This is a genomic window from Nocardia sp. PE-7 (assembly GCF_030486425.1).
Lineage (GTDB): Bacteria > Actinomycetota > Actinomycetes > Mycobacteriales > Mycobacteriaceae > Nocardia > Nocardia salmonicida_A.
The window spans coordinates 655,847-680,119 of the sequence record NZ_CP129614.1; the positions used below are offsets into that span (position 1 = coordinate 655,847).

23 protein-coding genes are annotated in these 24,273 nt (G+C 67.4%); 16 read left to right on the forward strand and 7 right to left on the reverse strand.

Going from position 1 to position 24,273, the window contains the following annotated elements:
- Window positions 1-186: 186 nt before the first annotated feature.
- Together QX204_RS02980 and QX204_RS02985 are read left to right on the forward strand one after the other, a co-directional pair.
- Complete coding sequence (locus QX204_RS02980) at window positions 187-1,404, forward strand: NADP-dependent isocitrate dehydrogenase (protein ID WP_301905061.1); 1,218 nt, start codon at window positions 187-189, stop codon at window positions 1,402-1,404.
- 153 nt (window positions 1,405-1,557) lie between these two features.
- Window positions 1,558-2,760 (forward strand): MFS transporter, encoded by a 1,203-nt coding sequence (locus QX204_RS02985; RefSeq protein WP_301907892.1) that lies wholly within the window; start codon window positions 1,558-1,560, stop codon window positions 2,758-2,760.
- On the opposite strand, the gene glpK (QX204_RS02990) is transcribed toward QX204_RS02985, so the two are convergent.
- Together glpK (QX204_RS02990) and QX204_RS02995 are read right to left on the reverse strand one after the other, a co-directional pair.
- Window positions 2,757-4,280: a glycerol kinase GlpK gene (glpK, locus tag QX204_RS02990; protein ID WP_301905062.1), complete on the reverse strand. Its 1,524-nt coding sequence runs from the start codon at window positions 4,278-4,280 to the stop codon at window positions 2,757-2,759. The two genes, QX204_RS02985 and glpK (QX204_RS02990), sit on opposite strands and share 4 nt — an antisense overlap.
- Before the next feature lie 55 nt (window positions 4,281-4,335).
- Window positions 4,336-5,088 carry an IclR family transcriptional regulator gene (locus QX204_RS02995; protein ID WP_301905063.1) on the reverse strand — a complete coding sequence of 251 codons (753 nt, stop codon included), beginning with the start codon at window positions 5,086-5,088 and terminating at the stop codon, window positions 4,336-4,338.
- A gap of 134 nt (window positions 5,089-5,222) precedes the next feature.
- Between QX204_RS02995 and glpK (QX204_RS03000) the strand changes: the two genes are divergently transcribed.
- From glpK (QX204_RS03000) to QX204_RS03010, 3 genes are all read left to right on the forward strand, one after another.
- Entirely contained in the window at window positions 5,223-6,725 is a 1,503-nt protein-coding gene (gene glpK / locus QX204_RS03000) for a glycerol kinase GlpK (RefSeq protein ID WP_301905064.1), read from the forward strand.
- Window positions 6,726-6,757: 32 nt separating this feature from the next.
- Window positions 6,758-8,437, forward strand: coding sequence for a glycerol-3-phosphate dehydrogenase (gene glpD, locus QX204_RS03005; RefSeq protein WP_301905065.1), 1,680 nt, complete (start codon window positions 6,758-6,760; stop codon window positions 8,435-8,437).
- A gap of 178 nt (window positions 8,438-8,615) precedes the next feature.
- Window positions 8,616-9,365 (forward strand): SDR family oxidoreductase, encoded by a 750-nt coding sequence (locus QX204_RS03010; protein WP_301905066.1) that lies wholly within the window; start codon window positions 8,616-8,618, stop codon window positions 9,363-9,365.
- Window positions 9,366-9,533: 168 nt separating this feature from the next.
- Here the strand turns inward: QX204_RS03010 and QX204_RS03015 are convergent, their stop codons facing one another.
- The gene (locus QX204_RS03015) at window positions 9,534-11,156 is read right to left on the reverse strand and encodes a purine-cytosine permease family protein (protein ID WP_301905067.1); all 1,623 of its coding nucleotides are present in this window, start codon (window positions 11,154-11,156) and stop codon (window positions 9,534-9,536) included.
- A 193-nt stretch (window positions 11,157-11,349) separates the two neighbouring features.
- On the opposite strand from QX204_RS03015, the gene QX204_RS03020 reads away from it, so the two are divergent.
- Window positions 11,350-12,579, forward strand: coding sequence for an acyl-CoA dehydrogenase family protein (locus QX204_RS03020; RefSeq protein ID WP_301905068.1), 1,230 nt, complete (start codon window positions 11,350-11,352; stop codon window positions 12,577-12,579).
- A gap of 43 nt (window positions 12,580-12,622) precedes the next feature.
- On the opposite strand, the gene QX204_RS03025 is transcribed toward QX204_RS03020, so the two are convergent.
- On the reverse strand, window positions 12,623-13,477 hold the full coding sequence (locus tag QX204_RS03025) for an epoxide hydrolase EphH (protein WP_301905069.1): 855 nt from the start codon (window positions 13,475-13,477) through the stop codon (window positions 12,623-12,625).
- A 67-nt stretch (window positions 13,478-13,544) separates the two neighbouring features.
- Here QX204_RS03025 and QX204_RS03030 point away from each other — a divergent pair, with 67 nt between their 5' ends.
- The 5 genes from QX204_RS03030 to QX204_RS03050 all read left to right on the forward strand — a co-directional run bounded on the left by QX204_RS03030 (window position 13,545) and on the right by QX204_RS03050 (window position 16,241).
- Window positions 13,545-14,324, forward strand: coding sequence for an exodeoxyribonuclease III (locus QX204_RS03030; RefSeq protein ID WP_082844060.1), 780 nt, complete (start codon window positions 13,545-13,547; stop codon window positions 14,322-14,324).
- On the forward strand, window positions 14,321-14,812 hold the full coding sequence (locus QX204_RS03035; RefSeq protein ID WP_301905070.1) for a guanyl-specific ribonuclease: 492 nt from the start codon (window positions 14,321-14,323) through the stop codon (window positions 14,810-14,812). The genes QX204_RS03030 and QX204_RS03035 overlap by 4 nt, the downstream gene beginning before the upstream one ends.
- Complete coding sequence (locus tag QX204_RS03040; RefSeq protein ID WP_301905071.1) at window positions 14,812-15,291, forward strand: barstar family protein; 480 nt, start codon at window positions 14,812-14,814, stop codon at window positions 15,289-15,291. The genes QX204_RS03035 and QX204_RS03040 overlap by 1 nt, the downstream gene beginning before the upstream one ends.
- Before the next feature lie 103 nt (window positions 15,292-15,394).
- Window positions 15,395-15,664, forward strand: a complete 270-nt coding sequence (locus QX204_RS03045) for a hypothetical protein (RefSeq protein WP_301905072.1) — start codon at window positions 15,395-15,397, stop codon at window positions 15,662-15,664.
- 361 nt (window positions 15,665-16,025) lie between these two features.
- Window positions 16,026-16,241, forward strand: a complete 216-nt coding sequence (locus tag QX204_RS03050; protein WP_301905073.1) for a hypothetical protein — start codon at window positions 16,026-16,028, stop codon at window positions 16,239-16,241.
- A gap of 13 nt (window positions 16,242-16,254) precedes the next feature.
- Here QX204_RS03050 and QX204_RS03055 read toward each other — a convergent pair whose 3' ends face one another.
- Window positions 16,255-16,893, reverse strand: a complete 639-nt coding sequence (locus tag QX204_RS03055; protein ID WP_301905074.1) for a TetR/AcrR family transcriptional regulator — start codon at window positions 16,891-16,893, stop codon at window positions 16,255-16,257.
- A gap of 103 nt (window positions 16,894-16,996) precedes the next feature.
- On the opposite strand from QX204_RS03055, the gene QX204_RS03060 reads away from it, so the two are divergent.
- From QX204_RS03060 to yhjD, 3 genes are read left to right on the forward strand one after another with little or no spacing between them, the layout of a single operon-like run.
- Window positions 16,997-17,941, forward strand: a complete 945-nt coding sequence (locus tag QX204_RS03060; protein ID WP_301905075.1) for an oxygenase MpaB family protein — start codon at window positions 16,997-16,999, stop codon at window positions 17,939-17,941.
- Between the two features lie 21 nt (window positions 17,942-17,962).
- A complete protein-coding gene (trpS, locus tag QX204_RS03065; RefSeq protein WP_301905076.1) occupies window positions 17,963-18,994 on the forward strand; it encodes a tryptophan--tRNA ligase in 1,032 nt (343 codons plus the stop codon).
- A gap of 41 nt (window positions 18,995-19,035) precedes the next feature.
- Window positions 19,036-20,058: an inner membrane protein YhjD gene (gene yhjD, locus QX204_RS03070; protein ID WP_301905077.1), complete on the forward strand. Its 1,023-nt coding sequence runs from the start codon at window positions 19,036-19,038 to the stop codon at window positions 20,056-20,058.
- A 7-nt stretch (window positions 20,059-20,065) separates the two neighbouring features.
- Here yhjD and QX204_RS03075 read toward each other — a convergent pair whose 3' ends face one another.
- Window positions 20,066-21,379, reverse strand: coding sequence for a D-alanyl-D-alanine carboxypeptidase family protein (locus QX204_RS03075; protein WP_301905078.1), 1,314 nt, complete (start codon window positions 21,377-21,379; stop codon window positions 20,066-20,068).
- A gap of 117 nt (window positions 21,380-21,496) precedes the next feature.
- On the opposite strand from QX204_RS03075, the gene QX204_RS03080 reads away from it, so the two are divergent.
- Together QX204_RS03080 and QX204_RS03085 are read left to right on the forward strand one after the other, a co-directional pair.
- The gene (locus QX204_RS03080; RefSeq protein ID WP_301905079.1) at window positions 21,497-23,005 is read left to right on the forward strand and encodes an MFS transporter; all 1,509 of its coding nucleotides are present in this window, start codon (window positions 21,497-21,499) and stop codon (window positions 23,003-23,005) included.
- Entirely contained in the window at window positions 22,995-23,579 is a 585-nt protein-coding gene (locus QX204_RS03085; RefSeq protein ID WP_301905080.1) for a TetR family transcriptional regulator, read from the forward strand. Before QX204_RS03080 ends, QX204_RS03085 begins: the two co-directional genes overlap by 11 nt.
- Here the strand turns inward: QX204_RS03085 and QX204_RS03090 are convergent, their stop codons facing one another.
- Entirely contained in the window at window positions 23,580-24,263 is a 684-nt protein-coding gene (locus QX204_RS03090) for an ester cyclase (protein WP_301905081.1), read from the reverse strand.
- Window positions 24,264-24,273 lie beyond the last annotated feature (10 nt).

The following is a 24,273-nucleotide window of genomic DNA, read 5'->3' on the forward strand; positions in this document are numbered from 1 at the left end:
CCCGCACAGCGGGCCCTCCCATCGCGGTGAGGTGGGGGACAGCAGTACGCTCGTCTTGTTTGCACCACACGTCCCGCAGACAACGCGGGGCATATACGTTGTCTGTTGGAACTGCTGGGGTCCGCTCACAAGCGTGTTCGCCTAGCCGTGCAATAAGGGCACCCACCGAGGAGGACACGAAGATCCATGTCCAAGATCAAGGTTGAAGGCACCGTTGTAGAACTCGACGGCGACGAGATGACCCGGATCATCTGGCAGTTCATCAAGGACAAGCTGATCCATCCCTATCTCGACGTGAACCTCGAGTACTACGACCTCGGCATCGAGTACCGCGACAAGACAGACGACCAGGTCACCGTCGACGCGGCCAATGCCATCAAGAAGTACGGCGTCGGCGTGAAATGCGCCACCATCACCCCCGACGAAGCGCGGGTGAAAGAATTCGGCCTCAAGAAGATGTGGCGCTCGCCCAACGGCACCATCCGAAACATTCTGGGTGGCACCATCTTCCGCGCGCCGATCATCATCTCCAATGTGCCCCGCTTGGTGCCCGGCTGGACCAAGCCGATCATCATCGGCCGTCACGCTTTCGGCGACCAGTACCGCGCCACCGACTTCAAGGTCTACGAGGCGGGCACCGTCACGCTGACCTTCACGCCGGAAGACGGCAGCGAGCCGATCGTGCACGAGGTCGTGAAGATGCCCGAAGACGGCGGCGTCGTCATGGGTATGTACAACTTCAAGAAGTCCATCGAGGACTTCGCGCGGGCCTCGTTCAACTACGGCCTGCAGCAGAACTACCCGGTGTACCTCTCCACGAAGAACACCATCCTCAAGGCCTACGACGGCATGTTCAAGGACACCTTCGAGGAAGTCTTCGACGCCGAGTTCAAGGCCGAGTTCGACGCGGCGGGTCTCACCTACGAGCACCGCCTGATCGACGACATGGTCGCCTCCTCCATGAAATGGGAGGGCGGCTACGTCTGGGCCTGCAAGAACTACGACGGCGACGTGCAGTCCGACACCGTGGCCCAGGGCTTCGGTTCGCTCGGCCTGATGACCTCGGTGCTGCTCACCCCGGACGGCAAGACCTGTGAGGCCGAGGCCGCGCACGGCACGGTCACCCGGCACTACCGCCAGCACCAGCAGGGCAAGCCGACCTCGACCAACCCGATCGCGTCGATCTTCGCCTGGACCCGCGGCCTCGAACACCGCGGCAAGCTGGACAACACCCCCGAGGTGATCGGCTTCGCGCAGGCGCTCGAGGATGTGGTCATCAAGACCGTCGAGGGCGGTCAGATGACCAAGGACCTCGCCGCGCTCGTCGGCGGCGACCAGGGTTACCTGAGCACCGAGGAATTCCTCGGCGCGCTCGATGCGAACCTGGCTCGCGCACTGAAGTGATGTAGCCCCGGTTCGCGACCGCGAACCCGCACGGCTGTGAAGGCGCCCGCACCGAATCCGGTGCGGGCGTTTTCTGTGGGGTGGGGTAACTCACGCTCTGCTCGGGTAGCGAACGGGTACCCGTGGCCGTTGCATGGAAGCGTGACTTCTTCCATCGCAGCTCCCGATCGCCTCGATGTGCCACGCACCAGCTGGCATGTCCCGGCGATGCTCGCGCTGGCGCTGGGTGGATTCGGGATCGGCACCACCGAGTTCGTGACCATGGGGTTGCTGCCCGATATCGCGCGGGCTTTCGATATCTCCGAGCCGTCGGCCGGGCACGCGGTGTCGGCGTACGCGCTGGGTGTGGTGGTCGGTGCGCCGCTGATCGCCGCGTTGTGCGCCCGGGTGGCGCGCAAGAAATTGCTCATCGCGTTGATGGTCGCGTTCACCGTCGGCAATATCGGGACGGTGCTCGCGCCGACCTTCGGCACGCTCGTGCTCGCCCGGTTCGTGTCCGGTCTGCCGCACGGCGCGTACTTCGGTGTCGCCTCGCTGGCGGCGGCCACGCTCGCGCCCGTCGGACAGCGAGCCAAGGCGGTCGCCGCGGTGATGCTCGGGCTCAGTGTGGCGAATGTGATCGGTGTGCCCGGCGCGACCTGGCTCGGCCAGCACCTGGGCTGGCGTGACGCCTATGTGGTCGTCGCCGTGATCGGGGTGGCGACAGTCGCTGCCCTGTGGCGCTATGTTCCCGCGCTGACCAGCATGAAGATCACCAACCCGATGACCGAGCTCGGTGCGCTGCGTCGCCCGCAGGTGCTGCTCACCCTGGCCGTCGGCGCGATCGGCTTCGGCGGCATGTTCGCCGTCTACACCTACATCGCCACCACCATGACCGATGTCGCGGGGATGCCTATCGGCGCGGTGCCGATCGTGCTCGCGCTGTTCGGCCTCGGCATGATCGTGGGCAATATCGGCGGCGGCATCCTCGCCGACCGCGGCGTCGACCGGTCGATCTTCGTCGCCATGATCGCGATGGTGGTGATCCTGGCCGGCTTCGTCCTGGCCGCCCACAACCCGATCACCGCCTCGATCGGCGCCTTCCTCGTCGGCGCCTCCGGCGCGGCCTTGGCACCCGGCCTGCAAACCCGCCTGATGGACGTGGCGGCCGACGCCCAGACTCTCGCCGCCGCCCTCAACCACGCCGCCTTGAACATGGCCAACGCCGCGGGTGCCTGGCTCGGCGGTCTCGTGATCGCCGCGGGCCTCGGCTACACCGCCCCGGCGATGGTCGGTGCCATCCTCGCCGTAGCCGGTGTGCTGCTGTTCACGCTGACCGTCTTCCTCCAGCGCCGCTCCGTACGCGACGCGTCCTAGCGATCGAGGTCCCCGCGTCGCCGGCCCCCGGCGGGCTTGGCCCAGCCGACGCTGAGTTGGACGGCTCGTTGCCAGCGTTCGTATTCGTCGTCGCGGATGCGGCGGTCCGGGGCAGGGGTCCACTGGGCGGCGACCTTCCAATTGCGGCGCAGACCTTGCAGATCGGGCCAGTAGCCCACGGCCAGCCCCGCCGCGTAGGCGGCGCCGAGAGAGACCGTCTCGGTGACCAGCGGGCGCATGACCGGAGTGTCGAGGACATCGGCGATGACCTGCATCAGCAGGTTGTTGGACGCCATGCCGCCTGCCACTCGTAGGGATTTCGCTTGGAGACCGGCGTCGGCGTTCATGGCTTCGACCACGTCGCGGGTCTGCCAGGCGGTGGCCTCGAGGACCGCGCGGGCCAGGTGGCCTTTGGTGACATAGGAGGTCAGGCCGATGAGCAAGCCGCGAGCGTCGCTGCGCCAATGGGGGGCGTAGAGGCCGGAGAAGGCGGGGACGAGGTAGCAGCCGCCGTTGTCGTCGACGGTGTTGGCGAGAGTTTCGATTTCCGGGGCGGTGGCGATCAGGCCGACGATGTCGCGCAGCCATTGCACCAGGGACCCGGTCACCGCGATCGGGCCTTCCAGCGCGTAGACCGGCTCGGGGCCGACCTGGTAGCCGATGGTGGTGAGCAGGCCGTGTTCGGAGCGGATCAGTTCGGCGCCGGTGTTCATCATGAGGAAACCGCCGGTGCCGTAGGTGCATTCGGTTTCCCCCGGGGCGAAGCACGTTTGGCCGAAGAGGGCCGCGTGCTGGTCGCCGAGGGCGGCGCCGATCCGCACGCCCGGCACGACTGTCGAAGCAGTGCCGAAATCGCCGGTCGAGGGTTCGATGCGGGGGAGCATGGCGGGCGGAATGTCGAAGAACCGCAACAGTTCCGCGTCCCACTGGCGGGTGGCGAGGTTCATCAGCAGGGTGCGACCCGCGTTGGTCACGTCGGTGACGTGCTCGGCGCCGCCGGTCAGGTTCCAGATGAGCCAGGATTCCATGGTGCCGAACAGGACGTCGCCGCGTTCGGCTCTGGCGCGAAGGCCGTCGACATTGTCGAGCAGCCAGCGCAGGCGTGGTGCGGCGAAGTAGGTGGCCAGGGGCAGCCCGCTCAACTCGGGAATGCGCTGGGCCCCCGGCAGTTCCTTCATCCGATCGACCAGCTCTTCGGTGCGCACGTCCTGCCAGACGATGGCCAGCCGCACCGGCAGCCCCGTGCGCCGATCCCACACCACGGTGGTCTCGCGCTGATTGGCGATGCCGATCGCGGCCACCTGGTCCACGGTGATCCCGGCATCGCGCAGCGCCGCGGGCACGATCCGCTCGACCGTCCGCCAGATCTCGAGCGCGTCCTGCTCCACCCATCCCGACCTGGGGTAGTGCTGGCGGTGGGTCCGCTGCGCCATGCCGGCCAGCCGGGCGTGCTGATCGAAGACGATGCACCGGCTCGAGGTGGTGCCCTGATCGATGGCGAGCACGAAACGTTGGGTCATCGTCGTCTGCTCTCGTTGTCGGCCGATGCCACGGCGGCGGGGATACCGGCCCAGCTCATTGCGCTGCCGTCAGGTCGCGGTGCACGGCGAGAGCGGCGGCGCGAACCTGCTCGATCGCGGCGGGATGCACCTGTAAGCGGTTGTCGCACAGCCGATCCGTCGGCCCGGTGATGCCGATAGCCGCGACGACCAGCCCACCTCTGGCTCGAATGGGCGCGGCGATGCCCGCTTCGCCCGAGCGGTGCTCCTCGACTTCGTCCGCCCAACCCCGTCGTCGAACCTCGGCGATCGCACGGTCGAGGCGGTCGCGTTCGGTGATGGTCCGCTGGGTGAACCCTTGGAGGGCAACGGCTTCCGCCGCGGCGTCGTAGGCCAGCAGTACCTTGCCGAGCGCGGTCGCGTGAGCGGGGAGTATTTCGCCCACCGCCAAGGCCTGCACGCTGTTGTCGGGCCGGAAGACATGGTGGATGACCGTGATCCCGGTTTCCCGCGCCACCCCGATGCGCACCGATTCCCCGGAACGGGAGGCGAGGGCGTCGGCCCGGTGGATCGCTCGCGAACGTAACTCGTTCACATCGAGCCGATCGGTCCCGAGTTCGCCGATCGCGGGACCGAGTAGGTACTTGCCGGTGAGTGCGTCCTGGCCGACGAACCCGACCCCGAGCAGGGTCCGCAGGATGCCGTGCGCGGTGGGTTTGGCCAGGTCGAGCGCGGTCGCGATCTCGCCGACGCCCAGCGGTCCCGATCCGCGCGCGAGCAGACGCAGCACGGCGGCGGCGCGTTCGATCGACTGGATCGGCCCGGGCATGGCCCCGAACCTACCACCGTTCAGCATTGTCGAACGGTGCGTGTGGTGTCCGCGTCCGCGCGTTCCTAGCGTGGGTTTCGGGCCGAGGTGCCCGATCGGCGGAGCTCGACGGCGAGATCCGGGAAGGACGACAAATGAACCGGTATGTGGGCGCGATCGACCAGGGCACCACGTCGACGCGATTCATGGTTTTCGACCACAAAGGCACCGTTGTGGCCCGCCATCAGCTCGAACACTCCCAGATCATGCCGCAGCCGGGCTGGGTCGAACACAATCCGGACGAGATCTGGGAACGCACCCGCACCGTCGTCAAGACCGCGCTCTCGCTCGCCGATCTCACGGCCGACGACCTCGCCGCCATCGGCGTCACCAACCAGCGCGAGACCACGGTCGTGTGGAACCGCCGCACCGGCCGTCCCTATGGCAACGCCATCGTCTGGCAGGACACCCGCACCGACCGCATCATCGCCGACCTCGACGCCGCCGGGCACAGCGCGCTCATCCGCCAGAAGACCGGACTGCCGCCCGCACCGTATTTCTCCGGTGGCAAGCTGAAGTGGATCCTGGACAATGTCGCCGGCGTGCGCGCCGATGCCGAGCGCGGTGACGCCCTGTTCGGCACCCTCGACAGCTGGCTGATCTGGAATCTCACCGGCGGCGTGCACGTCACCGACCCCACCAACGCCTCGCGAACCATGCTGATGGATCTCGAAACCCTCGACTGGGACGACGAACTCCTCGCGATCTTCGGCATCCCGCGCGCCATGCTGCCGACCATCGCGCCGTCGGCGAACCCGGAACTGTTCGGGACCACGAAACCCGACGGCCCGTTCAAAGGATCGGTGCCCATCGCGGGCGTGCTCGGCGACCAGCAGGCCGCGGGTGTGGGACAGGTGTGCTTCCGGCCCGGCGAGGCCAAGAACACCTATGGCACAGGCAATTTCCTGATGCTCAATACCGGCACGGAGATCGTGCGCTCGAACCACGGTCTGATCACCACCGTCGCCTATCAGTTCGGCGACGACAAGCCCGCGTACGCGCTGGAGGGTTCGATCGCGGTCACCGGCTCCGCGGTGCAGTGGCTGCGCGACCAGATGGGCATCATCGCCGGTGCCGCGCAGATCGAGGACCTCGCCGGTCAGGTGACCGATTCCGGCGGCGTGTACTTCGTGCCCGCCTTCTCCGGTCTGTTCGCGCCGTACTGGCGACCCGATGCCCGCGGCGCGGTCGTCGGGCTGTCGCGCTACAGCAACAACGCCCACTTGGCCAGGGCCACCCTGGAATCCATCGCCTATCAGACCCGCGACGTGGTGGAGGCCATGCAGCGCGACGCGGGCGTTCAACTGGCGACGCTGCGGGTGGACGGCGGCGTCACCGTGAACCAGCTGGCCATGCAGATCCAGGCCGATCTACTCGGCGTCCCGGTCTCGCGACCGGTCGTCGCCGAGACCACCGCGCTCGGCGCCGCCTACGCCGCGGGACTGGCCGTGGGTTTCTGGAGCGGCACCGACGAACTGCTCGACAACTGGTCCGAAGACATCCGCTGGTACCCGAGTTGGTCCGACGAGCAACGCGGACACGGCTACCGCCGCTGGCTCAAAGCCGTCGAGCGCACCCTCGACTGGGCCGAAATCTGATTCACCACAATACTTTCGAGAAGGAGATCATCGTGTCTGTGCAACTGGACCCCACCTACCGCGAGAAGGCTGTCGGCACGCTCGACACCGCCGAGGTCGATGTCCTGGTCATCGGCGGTGGCGTGACCGGCGCCGGCGCCGCGCTCGACGCCGCATCGCGCGGCCTGTCGGTCACCCTGGTCGAGGCACGTGATTTCGCCGCGGGCACCTCGAGCCGGTCGTCCAAGCTCATCCACGGCGGCCTTCGCTACCTGGAGCAGATGGACTTCGCGCTGGTGCGCGAGGCGCTCAAAGAGCGTGGTCTGCTGCTGAATACGCTCGCGCCGCACCTGGTGCATCCGGTGCCGTTCCTGTTTCCGCTCCAGCACCGCGTGTGGGAGCGCGCTTACATCGGGGCCGGAATCGCGCTGTACGACACCCTCGGTGGCGCGCGCACCGTCCCGATGCACAAGCACCTGACCCGTTCCGGCGCACTGGAACTCGCGCCCGCGCTGCGGGAGAACGCGATGACCGGCGCCATCCGCTACTACGACGCGCAGGTCGACGACGCCCGCCACACGATGATGATCGCCAGGACCGCCGCCGAACACGGCGCCACGGTGCTGACCCGGACCAGGGTGATCGGGCTGGAACGCGACGGCGACAAGGTCGTGGGTGCGCGCGTGGAAGACCTGGAAACCGGCCTGACGCACACGATTCGGGCCCGCACCGTGATCAGCGCGACCGGCGTGTGGACCGACGACATGATCAAGATGACCGGCGTGGACTTCCCGTTCCATGTCCAGATGTCGAAGGGCGTGCACATCCTGGTGCCGCGCGACCGGCTCGACCTGCACACCGGCATGATCATGCGCACCGAGAAGTCGGTCCTGTTCGTGATTCCGTGGGCCGAACACTGGATCATCGGCACCACCGATACCGAATGGGCCCTGGACAAGAACCACCCGACGGCCACCGCCGCCGACGTGCAATACATCCTCGACCACGTCAACGCGCTGCTGCGCGAGCCGTTGACCAGGGCCGACATCGTCGGCACCTACGCGGGCCTTCGCCCGTTGATGACCGGCGCCACGAAGGAGACCGCCAAACTCTCGCGCGAACACGCCGTCGCCGAGCCCGCGCCGGGTCTGTTCGTGATCGCGGGCGGGAAGTACACGACCTACCGGGTGATGGCCGCCGATGTCGTCGACGCGGCCGTCGCGCGCCTGGGTGGGGATATCCCCGCCTCGTCGACCGCGCAGCTGCCCATCGTCGGCGCGGCGGGCTACTTCGACATGCTCGCCGAGGTGACCGACCTGTCGGTGTCCCAGCGACTGCCCGTCGACGTGGTCGAACACCTGCTCGGCCGTTACGGCTCGCTGAGCACCGACATCTTCGGCCTCATCGCCGCCGATCCCGCCCTGCGCCACCCGATTCCGGGGGCATCGGACTACATCGCCGCCGAGATCGTCTACGCCGTCACCCACGAGGGCGCCCTGCACCTCGACGACATCCTCACCCGTCGTACCCGGATCTCCATCGAGGTCCCCGATCGCGGTCTCGCCGCCGCACCGGAGGTCGCCCGCCTGATCGCGCCGTTGCTCGGCTGGAACGAGGAGACCACCAACGCCGAGATCAACCGCTACTACGACCGGGTCCACGCCGAACTCGCCGCCAACGAAGCGGGCGACGACGCCGCCGCGAACGCCGCCAGGCTGGTCGCGGCCCGCTGAACTCCGCCGCCCGCACCGCGGGACCGCGCCGCCCTCGCCTGATCGAAGCAGCGCGGCACCGCGGTGCCGTGGCGCATCGGCCGGGACGTAGTCGCCGATCCTCGACGACCACGCCGCGCGGTGGCTAGCGTGGGGACATGGAATCGCGAATCACTCCCCGACGAACCCCGGCACTGTCGTGAGCCGGGGCACCATCCTGATCACCGGCGCCAGCTCCGGGCTCGGCGCCGAGATGGCCCGCCAGTTCGCCGCGCTCGGCTATGACCTCGGCCTGTGCGCTCGCCGGACCGAGCGCCTCGACGAACTGCGCACCCAGATCCTCGCCGAACACTCCGACCGCGTCGTCTCGGTGAAGCAACTCGACGTCACCGACGACGCCGCGGTGTTCACCGTTTTCGACGAGTTCGCCGAGGAATTCGGCACCATCGATCGGGTGATCGTCAACGCCGGCCTCGGTAAGGGCGCACCGCTCGGCACCGGGTACCACAAGGCCAACCGCCAGACCGCGATGGTGAACTTCGTTGCCGCCCTGGCGCAAAGCGAGGCGGCGCTGCAGATCTTCCGCGCGCAGGGCCGCGGCCATCTGGTGATGATCTCCTCGATCTCGGCCCTGCGCGGCATGCCCAAGACGCTCACCACCTACGCGGCCACCAAAGCGGGCGTCGCGGCGCTCGCCGAAGGCGTTCGCGCGGAAGCGATTCCGGGCGTCGACGTCTCGGTGATCTACCCCGGTTACATCCGCTCGGAGATGAACGACCGGGTCAAGCATCAGCCGAAGTACATGGTGGACACCGAAACCGGCGTCCGCTCCATGATCGCCGCGATCGAGAAGCGCCGCGCCAATGCCTACGTGCCCGCCTGGCCGTGGGTACCGATGGGTTTCGCGCTGCGTACCCTGCCCCTGCCACTGGTCCGCAAACTGATCTGACACCGGTCCCGCACGCCCCGACCCCGAGGAGGGGCCGCCGACGCAGTCGGCGGTTCGCGCCCGTCCCGTCGATCAGGCGCCGTTGCGTAGGCGACGAAGGAGCAAGCAACGGTGCCTGATCGACGGGACCGCCGGGGGCGCGAACTCGAGCGCGCCAGCGCTCCAACATCACTGCCGGGGCAGCAGGTGCTTGCCGTCCTTGTCGGTGGACAGCGCCAGCGAGCTGATGTACTGGATCTCGCCTTCGGGACCCGGCACCGCCGAGGCGATCATGTCCGGTCGCTCGAAGTCCATGCCGGTGACATGGCAGGTGAGCAGGTCGCCCGAGGGGTTGCCGTGTTCGTCGAACATCGGCGCCTCGATGCCGTCGTCGGCGCGTCGCAGGTAGTACTTGCCCTTGGTGGCGATCGCGGTGAGCGGGGTCGCGAGGAAGGCGACCAGCACCGCGACCAGCGGCGAGTACGGCTTGAGCAGGTCACCGAACAGGCCGAAGAAGGTCATGATCGACAGCACCGCAGACAGCCCGAAACCGACCAGACCCACCGGGTTGAAGTCGTAGAGCATGCCGCGCCGGAACTCCGGCACCTTCGGCGAGATCTTCAGCAGGTACTTGTTCACCGCGATGTCGGTGGCCACGGTGACGATCCAGGCGATGCCGCAGTTGGCGTAGAAGCCGAGGATGTTGTTGAGGAAGTCGAACATGTTCGCTTCCATCAGCACCAGCGCGACAGCGAGGTTGACCACCAGGAACACCAGCCGACCCGGGTAGGTCTTGGTGACACGGGTGTAGGAGTTGGTCCAGGCCAGCGAGCCCGAGTAGGCGTTGGTCACGTTGATCTTGACCTGGCTGATCACCACCAGCACCACCGCCAGCGTCATGGCCAGCCACCCCGGCACCATGTCCTTGTAGATCTCCAGGAACTGGTGCACCGGCTGGTTGGCGATGCCTTGGGCGGCAGGCAGATTCGCGATCAGGTACACCGCGAGGAACAGGCCGACGACCTGCTTGGCCGCACCGAACAGCACCCAGCCGGGACCGGCGAGCAGCATCCAGCCCCACCACTTGGCCCGGTTCTCCGGCGTGCGCGGCGGCATGAAACGCAGGTAGTCGATCTGCTCGGCGATCTGGGCGATCAGCGACAGGCACACGCCGGCGGCCAGCAGCGCGCCCGAAACGCTCACGCCCTCGCCGTTCTCCCCGCCGTAGGCGAAGAACGAACCCACCGAGTCGGGGTGGCGCACCAGCAGGAAGCCGAACGGCGCCACCATCAGCAGCAGCCACAGGGGAGTGGTCCACACCTGGAGTTTGGCCAGGGTGTTCATCCCGTAGATGACCAGCGGGAAGATGATGATCGTGGAGGCCAGATAGCCCAGCCACAGGGGAATTCCGAGGCCCAATAACAGGCCCTGGGCCATGATCGAACCTTCGAGCGCGAAGAAGATGAAAGTGAACGACGCGAACACGATATTGGTGATCACGGATCCGTAGTAGCCGAATCCGCTGCCGCGCGTGATCAGGTCGAGATCGATGTTGTAGCGCGCCGCGTAATAGGCGAGCGGAAATCCGGTGAGCATCACGACCACGGCGAAGATACCGATGCCGATCAGGGCGTTTCCGGTGCCGTGGGCGATGCCGATATTCGCGCCGATCGCGAAATCGGCCAGATAGGCGATGCCGCCGAGCGCGGAGATGCCGACGACCGCGGGGCTCCATTTGCGGTAGCTCCGCGGGGCGAAACGCAGCGTGTAGTCCTCGAGTGTTTCTTTGGCGGCAGTATCTGCTCCGGCCATTTCCCTCTCTCCTTCATCCGCTGCCGCCCGAAATCGGCGACTCACAGACGGTGGTGCATGGATGTAGACATGAATTTTCTGATTCGTTACGCCGCTGTTACGCACCGCGATGGTGACCGGGGTCACCGAAACCGCCGCGCAAAAACAAGCACGCGTGTATGTTTTTGGGCGGAGCGAGCGTCAGGAGACGAGAGTGTTCGAATGGTCCGAGACCGATCTGATGATCCGCGACGCCGTGCGGGCGTTCATCGACAAGGAGGTCCGGCCGAATCTCGACGCCCTCGACAGCGGTGAGATGCTGCCGTATCCGATCCTGCGCACGCTGTTCAGTCAGTTCGGGATCGATGCGATGGGCGAGGACGCCGTCGCGAAGATGCTCGCCAGGGAAGCGGCGGGTCCGCGCGAGGGCGACAAGAAGCCGGGCAGTCCGTTCGGTGATCAACAGTCGATGATGGCCGTGCTGATCAGTGAATTGTCTGGCGTGTGTATGGGTTTGGTGTCGGCGCTGGGGGTGAGCATCGGGCTCGGCGCCACCACCATCATGTCGCGGGGCACCCTGGCCCAGAAGCAGCGCTGGCTGGCCGACATCGTCACCCTGCGCAAGGTGGCCTCCTGGGCCATCACCGAACCCGATTCCGGCTCGGATGCGTTCGGCGGCATGAAGACTCGCGTCGAACGCGACGGTGAGGACTACATCCTCAACGGTCAGAAGACCTTCATCACCAACGGCCCGTGCGCCGACGTGATAATCGTCTACGCCAAGCTCGACGAGCGCGACGGCGTCGACAAACGCGACCGCAAGGTGCTCACCTTCGTGCTCGACAAGGGCATGGAGGGCCTCACCCAGGGCAAACCGTTCAAGAAGATGGGCCTGCACTCCTCGCCGACCGGCGAGTTGTTCTTCGACAATGTCCGGCTCGGCAAGGATCGCCTGCTCGGCGAGACCGAAGAACACAAGGGCGGCGACGGAAGAGAAAGCGCCAGAGCGAGTTTCACCGCCGAGCGGATCGGCGTCGGATTCATGGCGCTCGGCGTGATCGACGAATGTCACCGGCTCTGTGTGAATTACGCGCGCGAACGCACACTGTGGGGCCAGGAGATCGGGCGCTTCCAGCTGATCCAGCTCAAGCTGGCCAAGATGGAGGTTGCGCGAATCAATGTGCGGAACATGGTGTTCAACGTGCTCGAGCGTGGTCGCGCGGGTAAGCCGCCGAGCCTGGCCGAGGCCTCGGCGATGAAGCTGTATTGCTCCGAGGCCGCGACCGAGGTGGCCATGGAGGCGGTGCAGTTGTTCGGCGGCAACGGCTATATGAGCGAATACCGGGTCGAGCAGCTGGCTCGCGACGCGAAGTCGCTGATGATCTACGCGGGCAGCAACGAGATCCAGGTGACCCACATCGCCAAGGGTCTACTCGGGAAGTGAACCGGGCCCGGCCGCGAACAGTGTCGTCGCGGCCGGGATCTCGTCATACCGCGCGCAGGTGTCCGCGGCTGGCGTAGATGTGCTCGGCGATCAGCGTGGCGATCCGGTCGGGTGCCTCCAGCATCGGCACATGCCCCACCCCGTGCACCAGGATCCGATCCGCGGACTCCGGGAGTTCGCGCAGGTAGCGGGTGGCGTACACGCTGTTGGGAATGATCCGGTCGTATTCGGCGAGCAGCATCCGCACCGGGGTAGTCAGCTCACCCAGGTCGTCCATGCCCGGCGCCCGCAGGCTGCCGAGGATCAGCGGGATCATCGCGTCGCAGTGCAGGACCGCGGTGAGCGTGGTCGCGAGGTCGCGGCGGGCGACGGCGCCGGTGTGCTTGGTGACCAGCATGGCGGCCACCTGCTGCACGAGCGGATTGTTGATCGCCACCCCGCCCAGGCGCTTGCCGATCTCGATGAAGGGAATCATCGACGCGAACTTGATGCCGACCCTGACCTGGCTCAGCGACGGCGACGCCCAACCTCCCGCCGCGGCGATCGTGGTGAGCGTGCGTGCCCTGCCGCGTCGAGCCAGCTCGAGTCCCACCCAGCCGCCGAGCGAATTGCCCGCGATGTGACAGGTGCGCCAGCCCAGCTCGTCGAGCTGGTCTTCGATCTGATCGGCCAGGGCGTACACATCCATTGCCCAGCCCTCGACCTTCGGGCCACCCCAGTGCCCGGCGAACGCGGGCGCGTACACCTCGCAATGGGCCGACATTCGCTGTGCGACCTGCTCCCAGCAATGTGGCGAGAGCAAGAACCCGTGCAACAACAGCACCGGGTCGCCGGACCCGATATGCAGCGCCGCGACGGGCGCGGGGCGGGCGGTGGACTTGGCGGTGCGTGACGTCATCGTCATCACCCCTTCCTGGACGACAGTGTCCGGGGGAGCATCCCTGCCTGCATTGTACGGTCGTCGGGTGCCGATAATCCTCTCGACTGTGAACGTTAACGGGGTCCGTGCCGCATCGACCAAGGGCATGTTGGCCTGGTTGGCGGCGACCGAAGCCGACATCGTCTGCCTACAGGAGACCAGAGCGACCGACGCGCAGACCGCCGCGGCGTTGGCTCCCGCCCTCGACGCGGGCTGGGTGCTCTCCCACGCCGAGCCCGAATCCAAGGGCCGGGCCGGGGTGGGGATTCTGTCGCGGCGCGCACCCGATGCCGTGCGCGTCGGGTTCGGCAGCACCGAGTTCGCGGCGTCGGGCCGCTATATCGAGGCCGATTTCGACGACGTCACCGCGGCGAGCGTCTACGTGCACTCGGGGGAGGAGAACACTCCCAAGCAGGACGAGAAGTACCGGTTCATGGCCGAGCTCGGCGCGTACCTGAAGGCGCGCACCGGCGAGTTCGTGGTGAGCGGCGACTGGAATATCGCCCCCGCCGAGGTCGACCTGAAGAACTGGAAGGGCAACCAGAAGTCGGCGGGCTTCCTGCCCGAGGAACGGGCCTGGATCGCCGAACTGCTCGCCGCGGGCTACGTCGACGTGGTCCGCGCCCTGCACCCCGACGTCGCGGGCCCCTACAGCTGGTGGTCCTACCGTGGCCGCGCATTCGACAACGATTCCGGGTGGCGCATCGATTACCAGCTGGCACTGGGCGAGCTGACCGGTCGCGCCAAGCAGGCCGTCGTCGAACGCGCGGATGCCTACGACCAGCGCTGGTCCGACCACGCGCCGGTTACTGTCCAGTACCGATGAAACTCTCACGCAAGACTCTCAGCCTGCTCGGCGGACTCGTCCTCGTGCTGGCGGCCATCGGTCTCACGCTGTTCGGCGGTCGCGGTACGGACAGCACCACCACGACCAGCACGAAGGCGGTCGCCGGGATCACCACGACGGTCGCCGCACCGAAACCTGGTCCGCCCAGCGGGAATGCGTCGGCCTCGCCGGTCACCAAGACCGCCGGTGTGCCCGACCGCGCCTACGTCACCCTGATCGAAATCGATGCGGGTCGCTGGCCCGGCTCGGCGAACGCGCAGGGCACCAAGGGCGGCGAGCAGTTCATGAACCGAGGAACCAGACTGCCGCCCAAGGATTCGGCGGGCAAAGCGGTGAAATACCAGGAGTGGGATGTGAATCCCAAGCAGCCCAACCGTGGTCGTGACGCCGAACGCATCGTCACCGGCAGCGACGGCTCCGCCTGGTACACCGGCGACCACTACGAAACCTTCACAAGGATGCGCTGATGACTCCGCGAATGACGCTGTCGCAGTTCCTCGCTCGTCCCAGCGCCGAGGCACCGGCCGCCGCCACGGCGCCGGTGCTCGGCGCGTTGCCGGTGGATGCCAACCAGTTCAGCGGCGTCCGCTACGACGCCCCCGCCGACTACCGCGTCCGCGAACTCCGCGGCGCCAAGATGCGCACCGTGGCCGAACTGTTCGACGAATTCGCCGCGGCCTTCCAGTTCCCGTACTACTTCGGCGCCAACAAGGACGCCTTCGACGAATGCCTGCGCGACCTGGACGATTTCGTCGGCGACGCCCCCGGCTACGTGGTGATGGTGCGCACCGCCGACGACCTGCTCGCCGACGACCCCACCGAACGCGCCTGGTTCGACAGCGCCATGCGCGACTGCGCCGCCTACTGGACGCGCCGCGACGTCGCCTTCCGCGTTGTCCTGCAGGGCGATCCGGAAACCTTCGGCGCGGTCGCCCTGTCCGCCTGACCCGGTTCCGGTGCCACCGGAATTCCCGGCTGCCGCACCGTGATCAGGTCGCCTAGCGTCATCGACTGTGCGGCCATCCAGGGCCGCACGGCGAGGAGACACGATGAAGCGAGTACTGGCCGGCGCGGGTATTTTCACCGCGATCATGGCAGCGGCCACCGGCATGGGCACGGCCGACGCGGGCCCGGCACCGCAGCCTTATGCCCAGCAGGCGAAGGTGGGGCTGATCGCGGAACCGGCTTCGGGATCGAGCGCGATCATCGACGGGATTCTCCTCGACATCGTCGAGATAGCCTCCGGCTCCTCCACGAAGTGCAACGGCGTCCCGCCCGGTATCTGCACGCCGTACCCGACGTCAACCGCACAGGGATAGCCGATCGAGGTGGAGTCGGAGTCGGCCTGCGCTGAGCTCGGTACTCCGGCGCGACCTCAGCGGTGGCGGTGTTCGGTGCGATGGCTCAGATCGACGCACAGGCCACCGACTCCGACTCCGACTCCGACTCCGACTCCGACTCCGACGAAGGCAACACCCCCGCGCTGCTCCGTACCGGCATCGCCGTTGTCGCGTCCGCGCCCGTCGTCGGCGGCATCACACGTTCACCCTGCTGGGTAAACGTCGCCGCCGATAGCCACACACTTCGATGGCACCGGAATTGGTGGCTGTCACCGCGCCGTCGACCCGCTTACCGTTCTCGCCGAGCGGTCGCTGAGGCCGCCGAACGAGGAGAGACACGATGAAGCGAGTTCTGGCGAGCGCGGGCATTGCCGCCGCGATCATGATGTCGGGTGCCGCGATGGCCTCGGCCGATGTGGCGACGGCGCCGGTCGCGGGGCCCGCGACCGGATCGTCCGGCGGTGCCCTGATCGAGGCGCTAGTGCGGCAGATCGGGCTCGGTTCCTCCCAGCCGTGCGACGGGATCATGCTCGATACGTGCATCCCGATCGGCTAGGAGCCGAGTGCGCTCAGCGGTAGCGGTCGGCCAGGTCGTCGCCGAGTAGCACGAAGACCTCGGTGATCTGGTCGATCAGCTCTTCGCGCGTGAGGTCGAGATCGCCGGCCAGCCAGGTCGTGAGGGCCTGGGTCAGGCCGCCGACCAGGTAGATCGCCCGGAAGTCGACCAGTTTCCGTGGAACGTCACCGCCATAGAATCCGGTGCCTTCGGCGGCGACCAGACGGGCGAAGGCGCGCACCGTCCGGGCGGTGCGCGCGCGCAATTCCGGGGTCGCCATCCCGGCGATCAGCGCGGCGTGTGCCTTGCGTGGATCGTCGGTGAGCACCGAGATGCCCGCGTCGATCGCGGCATGGGCCTGGGTGCGGCTGTCGGGGCCCGCGGTCGCCAGTGCGGTCGCGATCGCCGCGGTGAGTTCCTCGGCGATGCGGTCGAGCAGCGCTTCCAGTACGCCGTCGCGGGTTTCGAAGCTCTCGTAGTAGTAGCGCTCGTTGAGACCGGCGCGGGCGCACAGCCCGGCGACGGTGAGTTTGGCCTGCCCGTCCTCGGCGACGATGTCGAGCGCCGCGTCCAACAGTGCGGTGCGCCGCTGCGCCTGCCGCTGCGACGCCGAGACGCCGCCGTATGTCCGTTGTGCTGCCACGGCTTCCATTCTGCGTGCCGTCGTACTCGGGTGGTGTTCTGGTAGAGACTCTTGCCAGAATATCAATTCTGGGGGATTCTATTGCCAGATGCACTCGACGAGGAGGCGCGGCATGGCTGTACGACAGGGCGAACCCGGATATTTCGCCGATGATTCGATGATCCGGCGGGTGATGAGCAAGCGCGCGGTCGGTCTGACCTACGGCGTGCGGGCCCTGGTGATCGGTGCGGTGCATCCGCTGCTGTTCGTGGGCACCAGCGAACACACCTCGCATCGGGAGACCCCCTACACCCGGCTGGCCGTCACCGGCGCCCTGTTCGAAGCGGTGTTCCTCGGCAGCAAGGCCGAGGCGGACCGCGCGCTGGCCTTCACCAGGCGCAAGCACGACGCGGTGGTCGGCGCCCTGCCCGAAGACGCGGGCGCCCACCACCCCGCGGGCACCGCCTACGCGGCCCATGACCCGCATCTGATGTTCATGACCATGGCCTTCACCTTCGATTCGGCCGAGGTGATGTACGACCGGCTCGTGCGCGAACTCACCCCCACCGAACGCGAAGATCTCTACCAGGACTACGTCCGCTGGGGGGAGCTGTTCGGCATGCCGCGCGACGCCGCGCCCGCCGACTACCCGGCCTTCCGCCGCTACTTCGACACCTATCTGAACTCCACCGAGCTGTTCCTCACCGACGAGGCGGCGCTGGTCGGTTCCTACCTGGCAGGCCACCGCAAGGCCTACCGGCAGCGTCCGCCCGCCGAGCAGGTCGGCACGGCGCTGTATCTGCTCGTGCAGGGCAGCCTCCCGGCCCGGATCCGGCAGATGTACGGCATCGAGTGGGGCATCGCCGACGAACTCGCCCACCGCGCGCTGTGCACCGGCATCCGCACCGCCCACCTCGCCCCACCGTTGGCGCCCCGGGTGCTCGCGAGCACCCTCGCCGGACCGAGCGCCCCCTCCTACCAGCTGCTGGCCCGCCGCGAACAGCACATGGTGCGAACGGGGCACCCGAGCATGCCCGGCGTCGATCCGCGCAACTGGGTGCAGCGAAATTCCGCTTGAGGCCCATGGAAGGATTGGGGCATGTCCAGTCCTGCCCCGGCCGCGACGGCCGAACGCAAGCAGCGGGTGCTGTCGGGCATCCAGCCCACCAGCGACTCCTTCCACCTCGGCAACTACCTGGGTGCGCTGCAGTACTGGGTGACGATGCAGGACGAGTACGACGCGCTGTACTTCATTCCGGATATGCACGCGATCACCGTCAGCCAGGATCCCAAGGCGCTGCGCGCGCGCACCAAGTCCGCCGCGGCCCAGCTGCTCGCGCTCGGCATCGATCCCGCCAAGTCCACCCTGTTCGTGCAGAGTCAGGTGCCCGAGCACGCCGAGCTGGCGTGGGTGCTCAGCTGTATCACCGGTTTCGGTGAGGCGGGCCGGATGACCCAGTTCAAGGACAAGTCGGTCAAGCAGGGCGCCGAGAACGCGACCGTCGGCCTGTTCACCTACCCGGTGCTGATGGCCGCCGACATCCTGCTCTACCGCCCCCATCAGGTGCCGGTCGGCGAGGACCAGCGTCAGCATCTCGAGCTGACCCGAAACCTGGCCCAGCGCTTCAACACTCGCTACAAGAAGACCTTCGTGGTGCCCGAACCGCACATCGTCAAGGGCACCGCGAAGATCTTCGATCTGCAGGACCCCACCGCGAAGATGAGCAAGTCGGCCTCCAGCGACGCCGGGCTGATCAATCTGCTCGACGACCCGAAGGTCACGGCCAAGAAGGTGCGTTCGGCGGTCACCGACACCGAGCGCGAGATCCGCTACGACCCGGCGAACAAGGCGGGCGTCAGCAACCTGCTGGTGATCCTGAGCTCGCTGCGCGAAACCCCGATCGTCGACCTCGAGGTGAATTTCGAGGGTAAGGGCTACGGTGATCTCAAGGCCGAGGTGGCCGACGCGCTGGTCGAATTCGTCACGCCCCTGCAGAAGAAGGTCCAGGATTACCTGTCCGATCAGACAGAACTGGACCGGATTCTGGCCGCGGGTGCCGAACGGGCGCGTGAGATCGCAGGCAACACACTTGCTCAGGTGTACGACCGGGTTGGCTTCCTCGCTCGCTGACCCGTTGCGCACCTGAGGTTTTCGTTGAAGGGGCGCGTGTCATGCAGTTGATCGACAACATCTCGGCCACCGTCGAGAAGCACATCGGGCGCAGGCCCTGGCTGGATCATCTGGTCAGGGCCGGTGGGCGTTTCCAGAGCCAGCGCGGTGACTTCTTCGCCGCGGGCATCACGTATTTCACTGTGCTGTCGCTGTTTCCGCTGCTGATGGTGGCCTTCTCGGTGGCCGGGTTCATCCTGGCCGGGCAACCGGACCTGCTGAACGAGTTGCAGGAGAAGGTCGTCGAGAAGGTTCCCAGCTCTTTCGGCACCCAGATCAACGACCTCATCGAGCAGGCGATGAATTCCCGCGGCACCGTCGGCGTCATCGGCCTGCTGGTCGGCCTCTACACCGGGCTCGGCTGGATCGCGAACCTGCGGGCCGCGCTCACCGAGCAGTGGGACACGCAGAGTCCCGAAAAACCCTGGTGGCTGGCCAAATTGTCGGATATCGGCGCGCTGGTCGGTCTCGGTCTCGCCTTCGTGGTGTCGCTCGGTCTGTCCGCGGTCTCCGCGAGCGGTTTGGGCAAGGGGGTGCTCGAATTCCTGGGGACCGACCATCTGCCCGGCGCCTCGCTGGTGTTGCGGTTGTTATCGATCGCGCTCGGATTGCTCGCGTCGTGGGCGGTGTTCGCGTGGATGATCGCGCGGTTACCGCGTGAGCCGGTGTCGTTGCGCAGCGCGGTGCGGGCGGCGATGCTGGCCGCGGTGGCCTTCGAGATCTTCAAGATCATCGCTGCGATCTACCTGCGGGTGGTGCTGTCCAGCCCGGTGGGGGCGACGTTCGGTTCGATCATCGGTCTGATGGTGTTCAGCTACATGTCCTATCGGATTCTGCTGTTCGCGACCGCGTGGGCGGCCACCTCGCGCGACAACGAGCGCGCTGTGACGGTCGAGCCGCCGAACGCGGTGGTCATCCGGCCACGGGTGGTCGAGCACGGGATGTCGACGGGGACGGGCGCCGCCTACTTCGGAGCCGGCGCGGTCGCGGCGCTCGCGCTGCTGCTGGTCGGTCGGCGCAAGTAACGCCCGGTCAGCGCCTGCGTCGGAATGCCCGGCGCGCCAACAGCAACAGCACCACGACCAACACCGGACCGCCGATCAAGGTGGCGATGCGTGCGCCCTGATGGGGGGATCGCTGCGGCTCGGCCTGAGAACCGTCGGCACGCGGCGGCGGTGAGGCCAGCGGCACGCTGGGTTGAATCGCCTCGCTGCCTGTTTCGGGCAGCTTGCCGATCCTGCCGTCGGTGTCGAGGGCGAAACCATAGTCCAGCAGGCGCGCGGCCTGTTCCCACGGCCGGATCGGGCGTACGTCGGCCTTGAGCAGGGTGACGACCAAGCGATGTCCGTCGCGTTCGGCGGCGGCGACGAAGGTCTGGCGCGCGTCGTCGGTGAAACCGGTCTTGCCGCCGATCGCGCCCTCGTAGTTGTAGAGCAACTGGTTGTCGTTGGCGATCGGGAAGCCGGGGTGATCCTTGTCGCCGGGGATCTCGGGGTCGGCGGGGAAGCCGGGGAAGTCGACCTGTTCGGTGTGGATCAGTTCGGCGAACAGCGGGATGTTCATCGCCTCGCGGAACAGCACCGAGAGGTCGTAGGCCGAGGTGCTCATGCCGGGGCCATCGAGGCCGGACGGGGTCGCCGCGCGAGTATCCAACGCGCGCAACGACTTCGCCACCTCGTTCATCTTCGCCACGGTGGCCTTGTCGCCGCCGAGCTGGGCGGCGATGGCGTGGGCGGCGTCGTTGCCCGAGCACATGATCAGCGCCTGCATGAGCTGTCGGTTGGTGTAGCGACCACCGGGGCCGATGCCGACCTTGGTGCCGTCGACGTCGGCGTCGGCCTGCGTTCCGATCACCACCTTGTCCAGATCCAGGCTGCGCAGCGCCACGATGGCGAGGGCGACCTTGATGGTGCTGGCGGGGCGGTAGCGGCCGTGTGGGTCCTTGGCGGCGAGTACGCGACCGGTGTCGAGGTCGGAGACCATCCACGCGGTGGCCGAGATCTCGGCGGGCACCGGGGGCGCGCCGTCGGGCGTGATCAGCCCGCAGTCTCCCATCCGCTGGCCACCGATAGCGGGGGAGGGAACGGGTATCCGGCTCGGTGTCGGTTCGCCGGGGGCAGGCACTTCCGAGGTATCGATCGGCGCGGGCGGCTGCGTTTTCTGCGGGCAGTCGTCGGTGTTCGGCGTGGTGAACGGCGGCGTGGTCGTCGCACCCGGTGCGGGGGCGCTGGTCGGTGGCCCGTTCGTGGCGGGCACGGCGACGGCGGGAGTGCCTGCGAGAGCGGTGGCGGTGACGGCAGCGCCGAGAAAGCATGCGGCGCGCAGGCCGACTTCGCGAATCCTCATCGCCACGCAGCCTAGTTGTCGCTGTCGCGCGCCGTTCCCCGACCCGAGTATCTATTGACACTCACTAGTAAATGGAAGTTACTATCAAAAAGTAGACACTCTCATTTTGGAGGAGATATGCGGACGGAAGAAACCCGCCGCTGGCTCGCGCTCGGCGCGCTCGCCGTAGCGATGCTCACCATCGGACTCGACGTCACCGTGCTCACGGTCGCCATCCCGACGCTCGCGGTCGACCTCGACGCGAATACCGCTGCGCTGCAATGGTTCAGCAGCGCCTACACCCTTGCCCTCGCCGCGCTGATGCTGCCCGCGGGCGCGCTCGGCGACCGCTACGGCCGCAAGAAGGTGCTGCTCGCCGCGCTGGTGCTGTTCGGTGTGGCCTCGCTGGCGTGCGCGTTCGCGGGCTCGTCGGGTCAGCTGATCGCGGCACGAGTGGTGCTCGGCATCGCCGCCGCCGCCCTGGTGCCGCTGTCGATGTCGGTGCTGCCGGTGTTGTTCACCGACCCCGTCGAGCGGCAACGCGCGCTGACGATCTGGGTCACCTCGACCGCCATCGGCCTGCCGCTCGGCCCGATCCTCGGTGGCTGGCTGCTACAGCACTTCTGGTGGGGTTCGGTGTTCCTGATCAATGTGCCACTGGTCGTCATCGGCGCACTGGCCGTCGCCACCCTGGTGCCGGAATCGCGCAGTGAGCGCGGTTTTCGCGTCGACCTCCTCGGCGCGCTGCTGTCGGCGGCAGGCATGCTCGGGTTGACCTACGGCTTCATCCGCATCGGTGAACGCGGTTGGGACGATCTGGTCGGCTGGCTCGTCGTGGGGGCCGGGGCGGCGACGCTCGCGGTGTTCCTGTGGTGGCAGCGTCGCGCCGAGTATCCGCTGATCGACCTCGCGCTGTTCGCCGCGCCCGGCTTCCGGTGGGGCACGGCGATTTCGATCCTGGTCAGCTTCGCCATGTTCGGCATGTTCTTCACTGTCCCGCAGTACTTCCAGGCCGTGCTCGGCGTCGACGCGCTGGGCAGCGGGCTGCGACTGCTGCCGTTGATCGGTGGACTCGTCATCGGCAGCAGACTGGTCGATCTGCTGCTGCCCCGGCTCGGTGTGCGGGTGGTGATCACCGCCGGACTGCTCGTGGTCGCCGGTGGACTCGGACTCGGCGCGTTCACCACGGTGGACAGCGGTTACGGGCTGACCGCGCTGTGGACGACGGTGCTCGGCGCCGGGCTCGGCATGGTGATGCCCGCGGCCGTCGGCCTGGGGATGGGTGAACTGACCGCCGAACGTTCGGGGTCGGGTTCAGCACTGCTGCAAGCACTTCGACAGGCGGGCGGCACCATCGGCGTCGCCGTGCTCGGCACCGTGCTGGCCACCCGGTACCGGGCCGACCTCGGCGCGCTCGACCGTGCGCCGATCTCCGACGGTGTCAACGCGGGCGTCGCGGTGGCGCGCGAGACCGGTGATCCGGCGATGCTCGCGCAGGTGCAGCAGGCCTTCGTGGCGGGCATGGACACCATGCTCGGGCTGTGCGCGGCGCTGTGTCTGGTCGCCGGACTGGTGACAGCGCTGTGGCTGCGACCGACGGCACCGGCTGTCGCCCCGGATGCGGCAGAATCGGTACATGTCGGTTGAGAGGTCGCTACGCGAGCGGAAGAAGGAGCGGACCCGCCGAACCATCAGGGTCGAGGCGTTCCGGCTGTTCCGGGAACAGGGCTACACCGAGACCACGGTGGAGCAGATCGCGGCGGCGGCCGAGATCTCGCCCAGCACCTTCTTCCGCTACTTCCCGACCAAGGAACAGCTGGTCATCGCCGACGACCAGGACCCGGTGATGATCGAGGAGCTGGCCACGCTCCCGCGCGGCCTGAATCCGATCACCGCCATCCGCACCGCGACCGCGGCGGTCTTCGGCAGGATGTCGCCCGCCGACCTCGCGTTCGAGCAGGAACGGCAGGCACTGCTGTTCCACGTGCCCGAACTACGCTCGGCGATCGGTTTGGAATTTCTGCGCAGTATCGAGCTCGCCGCCCAGATGCTGGCCGACTACACGGGTCGGTCCGCGGACGATTTCGATGTGCGGGTAGCCGCGGGCGCGATGATCGGCTCCATGCTCGCCATCGCGCCCGCCACTCCGATGAATGTCACCAACGTCAGTGCCGCCCTGACATTCCTGCAGGCCGGCCTGCCGTTCGACGATCCGGCCTGATTACTCCGACTTGCCGTGCTGCACAGGGCAGCCGTGCGCCAGCGGGCCGAGCAGCTGGTTGTTGTCGTAGAAGTGCTCCAGCTCGAGGATGCGCAGATCCTCGCTGACGCGGGCGATGGTCACACCGAACATCTCGATCTGCTCACCGGTGGGCTGGTGGCCCTTGTACTCGCCCTCGAACTTGCCCCAGTGACGCCAGCGGAAGCTCACCGACGGCGGGCCCGACAGCACTTCCTGGACCTCCCAGAAGAATCCGCCGGGGAAGGCGGTGTGGAAGATGTGGTGCGAGGAATCGAAGGTCTCGTTCGCGGCGTCGTAGTACGGGTTGTCGCCGATCAGGATGTTGTAGCTGCCGATACGCGCGAATTCCTCGGCGTCCTGCCACGTCCCACCGTTGACCCGGCCGCGGTAATGCTCGGCCACCACCGACAACCAGTTGGCGGGGTCGGCCTTGTGCGAGACCTCCATTTCGAAGACCTTCACCAAGTCTTCGACGATCGCCTCCAGGGACCCGGGCGCGTGCTCGACGCTGCGCTCGCGCGGGATCACCACATGGCTCAGATGGTAATCGGGAACGTCGCCGCGCCATTCCTCCGGCGCTGCGGCGGCGATCACGGCTTCGCGGCCCTGCAGCCACAGGGGCGCTTCCGGTTCCGGGTTCTGCTCGGCCTGCGTATTTGTCACGTCCACAGTC